The following is a 14,169-nucleotide window of genomic DNA, read 5'->3' as shown; positions in this document are numbered from 1 at the left end:
AGTTATTGCCAACGGTTAAATATTATAATTTTAATTAGCCCTAAGTTTAAAAAATATGGTGCTACAAGACCATTTCCGCCCGCCGCTGTCGGTGCGCCGTCACTGGCACGCCTTTCACAATGCCTGGGCGACTTACATTGCATCAGATTTGAATGCCAAATTACCAGAAGGTTACTTTGCCGAACCCAACGTGCAGTTTGGGATTGAAATTGATGTAGCAGCTTTTGAGGAACCTCTACCGGACTTTGATTGTCCAGAGACGGTAATTCGTTTGCCAATAGATTTCCCAAACAATTGGTTGCAACCCCCAGCCCAAAGCGTGCCTTTTCTAACTGCGGCGGAAACCGTGCAAGTCAGTATTTTTAACACAGAAGCCGGCCCGGTATTAGCCGGTGCAATTGAATTAGTAAGTCCTGCCAACAAAGATCGTTCTACTCATCGCGGTGCTTTTGTTTCTAAGTGCGAGACGTATTTGCGCCAGGGAATTGGGTTGGTAATAGTTGATGTTGTGACAGGAAGGAAGGCAAATCTTCACAATGAATTGTTAGCCCGTCTGGCGGGAGGAAGTGCTTCGCTCTTCGATGCTGAACTCTATGCTACAGCTTATCGACCGATCGAGCTTCACGGCAACCAATGCCTCGATATTTGGCAGGAAAAACTGGCTGTGGGCTGCGAGCTCCCTGTTTTACCGCTGTGGCTGCGGGGCGAGATTTGCTTAGCTGTGGAATTCAATCATATTTACGATCGAACTTGCCGAGAACACTGAATCATATCGTTTTCGGTTGCATCGGAATGATTTAACCACAGAGGCCACAGAGAACGCAGAGGGAGATAAGAGAAATGAATAATTCTGATGCTATCGTTCGTGATAAGCTGTTCTGCATTTAAATTGGCTGTCAAAAAACAATCAAACTCTTGTGGGGTGGGCTTCTAGCCCGCCCCGAATATGTAATTTAAATGCGCGACAGCTTATAACCAATAACTAATAACTAATAACTTAAAACAACCGATGCCAAGTCAATTCTTTTGTCGGTTCATCCAAATGCCACCGCAATAATTGAGTGGCAGATTTGCCGATAATTCCAGAAAGTCCTATCGCCTTTCTGGGAGAATCAGTCGCCAGGGCGATCGCACTTTCGACATCGCAAATCCCCCACTCCACCAAATTCTGCACTCCCGCCAACAGCGGCAGAGTTGTACCTGCCAAAGTAGCAGATTCCAGGGGCGAGTGATAATCCAATCTTACCCAAGCCGTACCTTTTCTGACTTCAATTTGTCGGGAATCCCAAGGATAAACACCGTCAGGCAAACCCAAAGGAGCCAAAGCATCGCTTACTAAAAAAACGCCTTTTTCATACCTGCCAGCGCGCAGCAAAAAATCGATCATTGTCCCAGAAACGTGCTTCCCGTCAGCAATTAAACCGCATTTTACGCCCGGATAAACGATCGCCGCTCCCAACAAACCCGGTTCTCTGTGGTGCAAACTCGGCATCGCATTAAAAGCGTGAGTTACCATTGAAGCTCCTCGGGCAAATGCTTGTTGGGCTTGCTCGGCAGTAGCTTGCGAGTGTCCCAGACTGACGGTAATTCCTAAACTTTGCAAATAGGGAATAACTTCGCCAGTGCTGTCTAACTCTGGCGCTAAAGTGATTATTTTGACAATATCGGCACAATCTCCTAAAACTTGCTTGACATTTTCTATAGTTAGCGGTAATAAAAACTCCACTGGGTGAGCTCCTCGCTTCTGCGGGTTGAGAAAAGGGCCTTCGAGGTGAACGCCGAGAATTTCCGCTGTTTTGGGTTTATTGGTTGCGGGAGCAGCGGTTTTTGCAGTGCGGATATAATCAGCTATCGTCGAGAGCGATCGCCTAAACTTATCCAGCGAAGTTGTCACTAAAGTCGGCAAAAAAGCATCGACTCCCTGATACCATAAAAACTGACAAATTTTCGGTAAAACTTCAATATGCTTGCTTTCTAAATCGGGGAAAGCCCAACCGAGGGCCCCGTTAATCTGTAAATCTACACCGCCCAGAGAAAGCCAATCGCCTGCAACATCAAGCACTTGCAAATCGGGAGGAGAAATTCGTTTAAATATTTTGTCCATCGGGCAAACTTCTTGAATGATGCCCGTTTCGTCAACAGCAAGCATCTGCAAATCCTTGCAGCCCGGGAGGCGAGCATTCAGAATATCTATGGGGGTGGCAGTTGGGGTTGTGGCTTTATTCATCACTATTACGGGAAAATTTATAAATTTGAGGGAATACAATAATTTACAATTAGCATCTATCTGAAGTCTTAAATCTTAAAATTGCATGAATCAACCGACAGTTGGGATTATTATGGGCAGCGATTCTGATTTGCCAACCATGTCTGAAGCGATCGCAGTTTGCGAAGAATTCAATATACCTTGCTCCGTGGCGATCGTCTCGGCGCACCGCACGCCGGAGCGCATGGTGGAATACGCCCAAACCGCGCACCAACGGGGCTTGAAAGTCATTATCGCAGGTGCCGGGGGAGCGGCGCACCTCCCGGGTATGGTAGCATCTTTAACGCCCTTGCCAGTAATAGGGGTGCCGGTACCGAGCCGCCACCTACAAGGCATAGATTCGCTGTACTCGATCGTGCAAATGCCAGCGGGAATACCCGTAGCCACAGTGGGGATCGGCAACGCTAAGAATGCTGGCTTGCTGGCAGTTCAGATACTGGCAGCTCATCAGCCGGAATTGCTAGAGCGAGTCCTGCATTACCGCAAAAATTTGTCCGAATCTGTACTGAAAAAACAAAATCAGCTAGAAGAGCTAGGCTATCAAAACTATCTCAATCTGAACAAATAATCTCTAAACTTTTGTAGTAAAATTGGGAAGTTTTCCGAATATTGCTGAGCTTACTAGCCGTAAAGAGGGTAAAAGTGATTAAAATGACTGTCGGAAAGAAAAAGTCGAAACAAGTCAGGCGGGATGCTTTAAATTTGCCATCCGCTAAACTTTTTACGAAAGTTAACAGGTTGAAGAAGTTACCGCGGACGATCGCCCGCCTCACTCCAAGTTGGCAAGCCTGCATACCTTTAGCAGCAATCATCGTCTTGGTGTGGGGATATGCGGCGGTAGCCCAAACAGCTCCCGCGCCAACCACTGAGGAACAATTAGCCAGCCTTAAGGTGGGCATGGATACCATGTGGGTCATGGTGGCGGGGATGCTAGTGTTCTTTATGAACGCTGGTTTCGGTATGTTGGAAACCGGTTTTTGCCGCCAAAAAAATGCAGTCAACGTGCTGTCCAAAAACTTGATTGTTTTTGCGCTTTCTACGATCGCATTTTGGGCGATCGGCTTTGCCTTAATGTTCAGCAACGGCAACGGTTTTATCGGCAGCAGCGGCGGATTTTTCCTGTGGAATGTGGTTGACAACAGCCCCGCCACAGGAGATGCCTATCAAGGCATCTTCACCGCATTAAACTGGACGGGAGTGCCCCTCAACGCTAAATTCTTTTTCCAATTAGTTTTTGCGGGAACTGCTGCCACGATCGTTTCTGGGGCAGTTGCAGAGCGAATTAAATTCCTGGAATTCTTAATTTTCTGCTTGCTGTTAGTAGGCATTGCTTACCCGATTACCGGACACTGGATTTGGGGCGGCGGCTGGCTGGCAACAGCCGGATTCTGGGATTTTGCCGGTTCGACAGTGGTTCACTCGGTAGGCGGTTGGGCTGCTTTGATGGGAGCGGCATTTTTGGGGCCGCGGAACGGCAAGTACCGCAACGGCGATACCGTGGCGATGCCGGGACACAATATGAGCATTGCCACCCTGGGCTGTTTGATTTTGTGGTTGGGTTGGTTCGGGTTCAATCCCGGTTCGACAATGGCAGTCGATCCAAATGCGATCGCCCACATTGCCATCACCACCAACACCGCCGGCGCATTCGGGGGAGTTGCTGCAACCATTACTGCTTGGCTGTACCTGGGCAAACCAGACCTTTCGATGATTATCAACGGCATCCTCGCCGGCTTAGTCGGGGTAACAGCTAGCTGTGCTTGGATCAACGTGCCAAACTCTGCCATAATCGGCACTGTCGCCGGTATCATGGTAGTTTTCGCAGTAACTTTATTCGACAACTTGAAAATTGACGACCCTGTAGGAGCAACTTCAGTTCACTTAGTCTGCGGCGTCTGGGGAACTCTGGCAGTTGGGCTGTTTGCTGACGGGCCTACAACTGGACTTTATACCGCAGGCCCGGCAGCCGGATTGCTTTTGGGCGGAGGTTTCGGTCAACTTTGGGCTCAGTTGGTCGGCATTATCTCTGTAGGCGGGATGACCGTGCTGCTGAGTACGATTTTTTGGATGGCACTCAAAGCTTTGCTGGGTATCCGCGTTTCTGCTTTAGAGGAGGCTGAAGGTTTGGATATCGGCGAACACGGGATGGAAGCTTACACGGGGTTTGTGAAGGAAACTAGCTTGGAGAACAGAAGTGAGAGCGGCTACGGCGGCTATGCTGATTCTGCCGAGAAGAGTAGCAAACTGTAGAGCGCGGGATCGATCGACTTTCTTCAGCTTGCGTGCGCTATATTACAATACGGTTGACTTAAGAACAATCTGACTTTCAAGAAATGTCTGTATTACCTATAAAACCGTGAGATGACATTCGTCAAAAAGTGTTAAGTCAACCGTATTGCGTTATATCCGTTAAATCCGTTACGTAATCCGTTGCCGAACTTCCCCCTTCGTTAAAACTCAAAAACAGGCCAATCCGGTTCCCGGACGTAGCTGGTCATGTCTTCAAACTTCCGCAGTTCGGCTCGGTGCACGCGGAGTTCTTGGGGCGTGTCGAGCCATTGCTCGTTTAACTCAGACATGAGGGCGCACAAACGAGCGCGGTCTAGGTGCGGCCCGGTGTCCCCAAAATAAGCCAGAGTAATGTGTGCCGTAAAATGATATTGCTGTTCAATTCCCAAAGCAATTAAATCGGGATTTTGATATATCGATCGGCGAAACTCCAGAATTTGCTTGTAAGAGTTTTCGTCAGTCGGTGCCAAACACACACCCACAGCTCTAGTCATCAACATCAACCCCAGCACTATCCAGCGAATGGGAGGGCCGCCCGCTAAGGGTTTGCAGGCAGAAAAACCATCTTTCATGCGCTCGCGCAGTTGCCCCTCAAATTCTGGATTTTGAGCGGAGGCATCTCGAAAAGCGCTGTTCCAAATCAAATCAGCCACGGTTACATGGAAGCTATCAGGAGGCAGTGCCACGATCGCACCGTCCGCGATTTCCTGCAATAGCCGTTGTTGGATCGAGTGCAAATTATTATAAAGTGCAGCATTTTCTGCATCTTCCCCCGCAGGCGGCGTAATCACCGAATAACCCGGAAAAGGTACAGGAACTCTGTTGCCGGCTTCGTCGGGATTAAATTTAGGAGATTCCTGAATGTGTTCCACCTGGGACTTGTAGGAGTCCAGCAGCGTCATTCGCGCCACCCGATTTACGTAAGCTTGATAAGTATCATCCAATCTTGATTTCCTCGCGGTGACAAACTCCCACACCAAATTTTATATTATGCTGCGGGCCAACAACAGTCCGATTCAGGATATGTTGGACAAGCCTCGCGTGCAACTCGGATTTTTTCGGCTACTGAGCGTTTTTTATGCAAATTTACCTTTTTTGGGGGGAAGACGACTTTGCGATCGCCCAAGCTGTGACAAGTTTGCGATCGTCAGTCCTCGACCCCAACTGGGCTAGTTTTAACTATGACAAGATTGCGGCCGATCGAGCCGATGCTGTGGTCGAAGGACTCGATCGAGCCTTAACGCCCCCCTTCGGTACCGGCAGCCGTTTTGTCTGGCTGGCAAATACGACTCTAACGCAGCAGTGTTCTCCAGAACTGTTGGCCCAATTGGAACGGACGCTGCCGGTGATTCCCCCTACCACCGTCCTGCTGCTGACATCCGTCAAAAAACCCGACAGCCGGCTCAAGTCTACCAAGTTACTCGTCAAGTCCGCCGCCGAAGTTCGGGAATTTTCACCGATTCCGCCTTGGAATGATAAAGAATTAGCCCAGCGGGTGCGCCAAGTCGCCGCCGAAAAGAATGTCAAATTGACTGCCACAGCGATCGAACTTTTGGCCGAATCCATTGGCAGCGATACCCGCCAGCTATACAGCGAACTCGAAAAATTGCTGCTGTTTGCCGGCAACCGCAGCCAACCTCTCAACCCCGAGGAAGTGGCAGCACTGGTGCACTGTCACGCCCAGAATACCTTCCAACTAGCCGATGCGATTCGGGAGGGCAATACCTCTGTCGCTTTGGAGTTATTGGCTGGCTTAACGGCCCGCAGCGAGCCTGGTTTGAGGATTGTGGCGGGCTTGACTGGTAAGTTTCGGATTTGGTTGTGGGTAAAGGCGATGATCCAAGCGGGCGATCGCGATGATAAAATTGCTCGAGCTCTAGACCTCGGCAATCCCAAACGAGTATACTATTTTCGCCAAGAAGTCAAGAACGCCAGCTTAGAAAAATTGCAAAAAAGTTTGCCCTTGCTCCTAGAGTTAGAAGCTTCTTTAAAGCGGGGCCGGGAAGAGATATCAACCCTGCAAACCAAAGTTATAGAACTTTCTAGCTTGTTTCGCGCTCTGTCCGATCCTGGCAGCAGGAGCGGGCCGTCACTGTAAATTTTTACAACAAATTTCGAGCGCGGGTATGCGGTCTCCGGCCCGATGGCGGGCAAAAAAATCTTGAATAGATACGAGAAATACTCTCAGAATGCCACAGTAGAAGTTAATGTGGTAAATAAATATTGTCCGCCGCCGAACGCCGATCGGTTAATATTATTTGCCGGCTCTCCACCCCCCCCAAAAAAAAAGAGCGCTACCCATGACACAACAGAACCTGCGGGAACTGCTCAAGCAGGGCGATCCACAAGCGATCGCATCTAGCATCAACCGTACACTCAAACCCAAAGGCATCAACGCCGATGTGACGCGGGACAACGGCTGCCTCCACATAATTCTGGAGTCAGACAAAGTACCGGATCAAATGGTATTGGTCGATTTCATCCGCACCGGCATGACGAAGCTGGGACTCGAATCAATTCACACTGTCAAGGTTTACGGGCGTCGAACAGGTGACGGCTCGCCTGCGTGGGAAGATGAAATAGATCTGATGCCCGCAGAGCCAATGCTTTACGCCTCGGAGAGTCGAATGCCTGACGACTCTGTAGGTTTAGAGGATGTCGAACCCGAAGGCCAAGACTATTATCAAGAGGGAGAATTCGATCGAGATGACGACGATGAGGATGAGGAAGACGAAGACGAAGATGAAGCCCCGCCTCCGAAAAAAAAATTTCCCAAATGGTTAATACCTGTGGGTATCTTAGTGCCTCTGGGGGCGATCGCAGGGCTTTTCCTTACCGGAAATTTCCCCTTCGGCTCGAACCCAGAACCGAGCGCCCCCGAAGCTGCTTCCCCCTCCCCCAAAGCCTCATCTGGCGCGCCTAAAGCCGCCGCATCATCTCCAGGCGCATCTGGGGGGGGCTCGCAGGCAGCCTCTCCTGCACCAAAAGCCGCTCCCAATACTGCTGCGGCATCGGCAAGCCCAAGTCCGGCGGGCAAATCTCCGGCACCCAAGGCAGCCTCTCCCTCACCCCAAGCTGCACCAGTATCTCCCGCGCCCAAGGCAGCATCTCCCTCACCCCAAGCCGCCGCGGCTAAGCCTGACTCTTGGAGGGAAGCCGTTAACCAAGCTCAGAAGGCAGCAATTTCGGCCCAGACAGCTCAGTCTCAAAATGAGTGGATCGCAGTAGCAAGCGAGTGGCAGAAAGCGGTTGGGCTCATGAGATCCGTGCCGTCAACTAGCCCCAACTATCAAAAGGCTCAGCAAAAAGCGGCAGAGTATCAGGCTAATCTGATTGTTGCCAACCGCAGGGCGGCGGCGGCGCCTTAAGAGTTTTGAATTTTGCGGTTGACCTCATCACTTAATAGTTTGCTTAACTTGCTCGTGGCTACTTATGGTGAGGGTATTGACAGGGGTTCCGTTTTGTGAATTATTTTGAAAATAATACCAAAAACCAAAACCCAAATTTTCACCAAAGAACGAGACGGAAGCCCCTGGCTTTAGACAAGGGGAGGAAGTCGGTGGCGGTTTCAACCGCCTTCAATATTCTTTTCTTTAATCATAAGTTTGATGGCTAGTGACAGACTACATCGACCATTGGCAGTAATTCTAACTATTTTTTCCAATTCGAGATCGTAAGATATGCTGGCATTGATTTTTTGTAGACCTACTTGAAATTCAAATCAAGAAGACTATGTTAATATAAACCAAGGAGGAAAACAGAATGTATGGATGCCAGCCAAATCTAATTATCCAGACAAAGACTTAAAAGCAGTCCTAGAATTCTTGTGCAGTGAAGCCTCAAAATTAATGAATTGTGGGATTTACTATGCCCGACAACTATTTTTAAAAACAGGAAGGATACCGAGTAGAGCCAAGCTACATAAAGTTCTAGGGACAGACAATCAAAACATTCATTACAAAGCTTTTTATTCAGATACCGCACAGCAGATATTGACTAGCGTTGCTGAATCTTTCAATTCCTATTTGGGCTTACTGACTGGACTCAAAGAAGGGACGGTGACGCAACATCCAAGACTTCCTGGATACAGACAAGGCGGATTAGCAGTGGTTACATTTACAGGTAGATCGGTCAAATTTAAAAATGGAATGTTACGATTTCCTTTAGGAAAGCAAGTTAAAGCTTGGTTTGGCATAGATGCGTTTTATCTGCCCATGCCATCTAATTTAGAGCATTCTTGTATTCGAGAGTACAGGATTTTACCCAGAAACGGATGTTTCTATCTGGAATTGGTGTATCAGAAAGAAACTGTCCAATCCGACGTGAACTTTGATTCTGTATTGATGATAGATCATGGGATGGATAACTGGATAACTTGTGTCAGCAATATTGGCACTTCATTCATCGTAGACGGAAGGCATCTAAAGTCGATCAACCAAGGTTATAACAAACGAGTTGCAACCTTGATGTCGGGTCAGGACAACGGATTATGGTCGAAGAGATTGGAACGGCTAACCGAAAACAGAAATAGAACCATGCGGGATGCGGTTAATAAAGCTGCTCGTAAAGTCATCAATCATTGTGTATCATCCAAGATTGGTACAGTCATATTTGGATGGAACAAAAATCAGAAAAATGCCATCAATCTGGGTACAAAGACTAATCAAAAATTTGTTCAGATTCCCACAGGTCGGTTAAAAGATAGAATTGCTCAATTGTGCGAACAGTACGGAATCAAATTCGTAGAAACCGAAGAATCATATACCTCAAAAACTTCTTTTCTTGATGGTGATGAACTGCCTACAATCGGTGCGAAACCCGAAGGGTGGAAAGCTTCTGGAACCAGAATTAAACGTGGATTATATCGGACAGTAAATGGGTGGCTAATTAATGCAGATTGCAATGGATGTGCAAATATTGGTCGTAAAGTAGCAACAATACTTGGACTCGATCTAAGTGGAGTTGGTAGGGGTGATTTGTCAGCACCCGTAAGACTTAAATTATGGTCTTATGAATCCCCGTCCCTTTAGGGCTGGGGAGATGTCAAAGAGAGTAAGCCACAGTCGATTTAAAACTGACCAGCCTATAAAAAGGTCGAACGGGATACCGCGATTCGTTAAATTGGTTAAAAATAATGGTTAAACAATGGCTAGAAGCTTCAAAAGAAATAGTTCGATCCGCTGTCAAAATAGGGTGTTGGTCTACCCAAATTTACGCCCGCAGACGAATAGGAACCGAGATCGTGGAGGTGGAAGCAGGAAGCAGACCCCAACCGAAATTACTTCGAGTTGAATGGTTAAGCAAAGATTAAGTTTAGCCAAGTTTTGTATAGCAGTTGAATACTCGATTTGCTCAAAGTCAAAAGTCAAAAGTAAAAAATTTTGTTTTTACTGAAACCTTTCTTGCTTTTGACTTTGAGCAATTTTATCGCAGATGGCATTCGGCAGAAGCAATCGACCGCATAGATTTGTGCAATTAAACACGTCCTCACCGTGGGGTACAGTTGCTATAGCTGCCAATTCGCGACGTGGATGGAGGGAAGGCACAAGCGGCGCGCAATTTTCTTGATTTTTATGACTCAAAAAACCCAGCAAGAAATATTTGTTAAATATGGCTTTCGGCCTGTTATTAATAACATGGATTTGAAATCTGTACCGACAGTCCTTGGAGTGAAAATATCCGGGTGCCAAAGTTATACCATTTTCGATTTTAGATTAAAAAATTGAAGAGTTGGGAATGACTGATGACTATTAAGGTTTGGATCGCGGGCCTACAGTTGCATTCTTTTTTTGAACTGGTATTACTCCGGCATTCGGGCCTGTGTCTAACCCGAATTCACAAATATTGGAAAAAGTCAAGCGCTTGTGGGTGAGGGCAAATTAGTATTGGGTAGGGAAAAGTCAACCGGGCGCACGGGAGCGGCTGTGCCGCTGGCATTGGCGATCGCAGGGTCGGGCTGATAAAGTTGGATACGATCGCGCCCAAGTCGTTTAGCTTGATACAGCGCTTGGTCGGCTGCTGCAATCAGAATTTCGAAGCCAGATTCAGATGCAGGAACAATACTCGCTACGCCGAGACTTACAGTGACGTACTCGCTCACCTGAGAAACAGCGTGAGGAAGCTGCAAAGCTGCGATTTTGATCTGTATGTGTTCGGCTACCAGCACGGCCCCTTGCATCGAGGTATTCGGCAAAATCACGGCAAATTCTTCGCCTCCGTACCGAGCTACTAAATCGCCGGGGCGATCGACTGCATTGCCGATCGCCCCGGCGACTTGCCGCAAACATTCGTCTCCCCCTGGATGCCCGTAGGTATCGTTGTAACTTTTAAAAGAATCAATATCGCACAGAATCAGGGACAGAGGCGTTTGTTCCCGCGCTTGTCTGCGCCACTCCATTTCTAAATACTGATCGAACCGGCGGCGGTTTGCTAGCTGCGTGAGTTCGTCTAAAGTTGCCAAGCGCTCTAACTTGAGGTTGGCTGCTTGCAACTGCTGGTAGAGTTCTGCTTGCTTGATGGCGATCGCTAACTGTGTTGCCAAAGAAGACAGCAACTGTACTTCCAACTGCATCCACTGCCGGGGACTGCACTGGTGGGCCATCAGCAGCCCCCACAACTGGTCTCCTTGCACTAGCGGTACCACCAAATAAGCTCTCACCTCAAATTGTGCGAGCAAGTCAATTTGATATTGCGGCAAATCGGCGGCCCAGACATCAGCGATCGGTCGGATCGCCCGATGTTGGTACGCTTCGAGATAGAACTCGTCAAAACAGAAATTTTCCAGGGTTTCTCCCAGCATCGGCCGGCAGTTGGGAGCTACAGATTCCACCGTCACCGCCCCCGTCGCGTGTGCAGCGCAGAGACAGCCCTTACAGAAGTTGAAGCGGACGATCATCACTCGATCGGCCTGAAGAAACTGTCGCACTTCCGTGACAGTCGTGCTGAGCACTTCGCCTAAATCCAGAGACTGACGGATGTGCTGAGTAATCGTCGCCATCAACAGTTCCCGTTCGTTCTGCTGCCACAGCGCCTCTTGTGCCCGCTTGTAGTCTGTAATATCTTGAGCAGTACCAAAAATTTGTTTGGGCACGCCAGAGGGCGTGCGGGCGAAAACTTGGTCGCGGAAGCGAAACCAGCGCCATTGGCCCGATCGATGTTTCAGTCGGTACTCCACCTCCAAAATGCTGCCGTCCTCGGCCAATGGAAATTTTTGCAGGTGCGATCGCACCCTCTCCAAATCATTTGGGTACACCAAACTGGAAAACAAAGCCATTTTCATCTGTAAAATTTCTTGGGGAGTGTAGCCCAGCAGCTTAGAAGCTTGACCGTTGACGTAGACGTTGCGCTGTTCGGTCAAGTCGTAGATATATAGCAAATAAGGCGCTGCGTCAGCAATCTGCTGGATGAAATGCTGGCTCGATCGCAATTCCTCCTCTACCCGCTGGCGCACTTTCACTTCCTCTAAAGCTTGATCCCGCAGTGTTCGGTAAGCTTGGATGCGGTGCGTGAGGTCGGTCACGTCCTGAATCACCAGCAGCGCGTAGAACGATGGGGAATTAACCCCCGGCCATATTGATGACGAAACGGAGGGTCGAGATTCCCTAGATAAAAAAGCACTTGTTGGTTCTGGGACTCCGACAGCACTGTCTGGTTCCAACTCAAGAGTCTGGAGAACCCAGCCTCTAATCTCCTGTTCTGCAACGCCAGCCTCCAGGGCCGGCACAGCAGTCACATTAGTTTGCTGAATTCGGTGCTGGCCGTCTTGGCAAGTTGCCGGAATCAGGTGCTTGTGAATTTGAGAAGAAAAAATGGTTGGCGGGCCTCCTGCAAAAATTTGCTTGAAGCGAGTAGCATACTTTAACTGACTCAGGTGAGGAAAATGGGTTGTGATCTTTGTTCCCAATATTTGGCTGCGGGGAATTTTTGTCCACTCTTCCAGACAAATGTTCCAAAACAGCACCACAAAATCATCTCGCAGCAAGCAGGCGCCGACTGGTACGCTGTCGAGAACTCCAAACTTTTGCTCAATAGTTTTGCTCTCCTCGATCATAGACCCCCGGCAAGTTGATTGATAGCAGCCAACAAAGTGTCAAAGGAACTGACATTGAAAATGAGGATGATATCTCCTTCAATGTGAAGCCTTTCAATAATGAAACGGGTCTGGGCTAATAAAACAACTGTATCAGTAGCTAAACCGCCAGATGTCAGCAAAGTAGCGATCGTCCCTTCCATGTAATTGGGAATTGAGTAGTTCAGACGCTGCTGAAGTACGTTGCTGATTGCACCCATAACCCCGTTGATTACAATATTCCCCACTTCACTCAGCGTACCAATTTTGACTGAATCCAGGTCGTGAGATCCGATTTCTTCCCCAGTCAGCATCGTCACCAGCAGCGCTGCGCTATTGGTGGGAAAGACTAGCTGGGCAATGCCTGCAAAGGAACCTGTGAATTTGAGCTGGACGGCGGCGATTTGCTCGCCGTTGAGGTGGCTCTGTAACTCTTCTTGCACATCGGTGGGAGAGAGGATTTGGAGGTAGGGGATTTGCAAGCGAATGGGGGAGTCGATCATGTCGTTCAAGACTCCTGCCGCTTGACCGATCCCTATGTTGACGAGTTCCTGCAAAGCATCGAGCTGTCGAACGGTCAATATCATGGGGCGCTATCCTCGCTAGCACTGAGAGCTTTTTTAATCCATCCTATTAGTTCGTCTGAGTTGGGCATTTTGTGAATGACTGCTAAGGCTCCGAGTTCCATGCACTCTTGGTGAGTGGTGGATTGGATGTCTGCGGTAATGACGATTACAGGAACTTTAATCCCTCGATCTCGCATGGCTTGCAGGACTTGCCGACCTTCCATTTCCGGCATCAGCAGATCTAAGAGCATACAGTTTGGGGTTTTAGTGCCCAGCAGTTCTAGAGCTTCCGGGCCGCTCGATGCTTCCCAACTCTCGTATCCTTCTGCTCGCAGGATTTTGCAGATTACCCTGCGAGTCAACCACGAATCTTCGACAACGAGAATTGATGTCACTACGTTCTCCTCCTTCAATTGTTTAGGACTGACCGACGTTGCAGGTACTGCTTTTATATTGATAGTAGTTTAAACGGCTGGGATGGTGTGCGATCGAGATCAAGCGAAATTCCTGTTCTTAAAAACTAACGCATTAAGGCGATCGATAGTTTAGTATCTTTGACTGTGGGAATAAAAAACCCGGTTTCCGAAGGAAACCAGGTTTGCGGGTGCTGTATTGCTAACAGTAAGTAAATACTTCTAGATCAATACGGTTCAGTTAGCGCTAAAAAAACCGATCGTGCGTATGTGGAGCCCGAGTGAACAAACCCTCCGTTTCACGCCGCCCAACATTTTCGCTACAATTTTCCTTAACTTAACCGTATTGACTTCTAGATATAGTCGAATTCTCTGCCATCTATATCTTTGACACTCCCCGCGCGATCGCGACGGGGATTCTTAAGACATTTCGGTCTTAATATCCCTATTAATAGGGTTTCCGGGCGCAATCCTTTTGCCAAAAATGGCTGTCTGCTATCAAGCGTCTTACAACTAGCTCCTCGGTCGTGACTTTCCTCCAGTCCGGGGGTAGGTTTTAACGTCTTT

The 14,169-nt window shown here is 48.4% G+C and carries 13 protein-coding genes; 7 read left to right on the top strand and 6 right to left on the bottom strand.

Features of this window, described 5'->3' with window-relative positions; all coding sequences use genetic code 11:
• Window positions 1-55 precede the first annotated feature (55 nt).
• Entirely contained in the window at window positions 56-766 is a 711-nt protein-coding gene (locus tag QUB70_RS12995; RefSeq protein WP_332980839.1) for a DUF4058 family protein, read from the top strand.
• Window positions 767-997: 231 nt separating this feature from the next.
• Here the strand turns inward: QUB70_RS12995 and nagA are convergent, their stop codons facing one another.
• Entirely contained in the window at window positions 998-2,227 is a 1,230-nt protein-coding gene (nagA, locus tag QUB70_RS12990) for an N-acetylglucosamine-6-phosphate deacetylase (protein ID WP_332980837.1), read from the bottom strand.
• Window positions 2,228-2,312: 85 nt separating this feature from the next.
• On the opposite strand from nagA, the gene purE reads away from it, so the two are divergent.
• Window positions 2,313-2,834, top strand: coding sequence for a 5-(carboxyamino)imidazole ribonucleotide mutase (gene purE / locus QUB70_RS12985; protein WP_332980834.1), 522 nt, complete (start codon window positions 2,313-2,315; stop codon window positions 2,832-2,834).
• A gap of 83 nt (window positions 2,835-2,917) precedes the next feature.
• On the top strand, window positions 2,918-4,516 hold the full coding sequence (locus QUB70_RS12980; RefSeq protein ID WP_332980833.1) for an ammonium transporter: 1,599 nt from the start codon (window positions 2,918-2,920) through the stop codon (window positions 4,514-4,516).
• A 200-nt stretch (window positions 4,517-4,716) separates the two neighbouring features.
• Here QUB70_RS12980 and QUB70_RS12975 read toward each other — a convergent pair whose 3' ends face one another.
• Window positions 4,717-5,457 carry a DUF1868 domain-containing protein gene (locus tag QUB70_RS12975; protein WP_332980895.1) on the bottom strand — a complete coding sequence of 247 codons (741 nt, stop codon included), beginning with the start codon at window positions 5,455-5,457 and terminating at the stop codon, window positions 4,717-4,719.
• A gap of 176 nt (window positions 5,458-5,633) precedes the next feature.
• On the opposite strand from QUB70_RS12975, the gene holA reads away from it, so the two are divergent.
• The 4 genes from holA to QUB70_RS12955 all read left to right on the top strand — a co-directional run bounded on the left by holA (window position 5,634) and on the right by QUB70_RS12955 (window position 9,585).
• Window positions 5,634-6,653, top strand: a complete 1,020-nt coding sequence (gene holA, locus QUB70_RS12970; protein WP_332980831.1) for a DNA polymerase III subunit delta — start codon at window positions 5,634-5,636, stop codon at window positions 6,651-6,653.
• A gap of 63 nt (window positions 6,654-6,716) precedes the next feature.
• A complete protein-coding gene (locus QUB70_RS12965; protein ID WP_332980827.1) occupies window positions 6,717-6,917 on the top strand; it encodes a hypothetical protein in 201 nt (66 codons plus the stop codon).
• The gene (locus tag QUB70_RS12960; RefSeq protein WP_332980825.1) at window positions 6,856-7,923 is read left to right on the top strand and encodes a hypothetical protein; all 1,068 of its coding nucleotides are present in this window, start codon (window positions 6,856-6,858) and stop codon (window positions 7,921-7,923) included. The genes QUB70_RS12965 and QUB70_RS12960 overlap by 62 nt, the downstream gene beginning before the upstream one ends.
• Window positions 7,924-8,325: 402 nt before the next feature.
• Complete coding sequence (locus tag QUB70_RS12955) at window positions 8,326-9,585, top strand: RNA-guided endonuclease InsQ/TnpB family protein (protein ID WP_332980823.1); 1,260 nt, start codon at window positions 8,326-8,328, stop codon at window positions 9,583-9,585.
• An 824-nt stretch (window positions 9,586-10,409) separates the two neighbouring features.
• Here QUB70_RS12955 and QUB70_RS12950 read toward each other — a convergent pair.
• From QUB70_RS12950 to QUB70_RS12935, 4 genes are all read right to left on the bottom strand, one after another.
• Window positions 10,410-12,605 (bottom strand): sensor domain-containing diguanylate cyclase, encoded by a 2,196-nt coding sequence (locus tag QUB70_RS12950; protein ID WP_332980821.1) that lies wholly within the window; start codon window positions 12,603-12,605, stop codon window positions 10,410-10,412.
• The gene (locus tag QUB70_RS12945) at window positions 12,602-13,210 is read right to left on the bottom strand and encodes a chemotaxis protein CheC (RefSeq protein WP_332980819.1); all 609 of its coding nucleotides are present in this window, start codon (window positions 13,208-13,210) and stop codon (window positions 12,602-12,604) included. The genes QUB70_RS12950 and QUB70_RS12945 overlap by 4 nt, the downstream gene beginning before the upstream one ends.
• A complete protein-coding gene (locus QUB70_RS12940) occupies window positions 13,207-13,584 on the bottom strand; it encodes a response regulator (protein ID WP_332980818.1) in 378 nt (125 codons plus the stop codon). Before QUB70_RS12940 ends, QUB70_RS12945 begins: the two co-directional genes overlap by 4 nt.
• Before the next feature lie 371 nt (window positions 13,585-13,955).
• The coding region (locus QUB70_RS12935; protein ID WP_332980816.1) for a hypothetical protein at window positions 13,956-14,169 on the bottom strand (214 nt) is incomplete at its 5' end.

Source organism: Microcoleus sp. A003_D6 (genome assembly GCF_036702825.1).
In the GTDB taxonomy this organism is placed as follows: Bacteria; Cyanobacteriota; Cyanobacteriia; order Cyanobacteriales; family Microcoleaceae; genus Microcoleus.
Note: the sequence above shows the minus strand (reverse complement) of the source record. Positions and strands in the feature narration are given on the sequence as shown.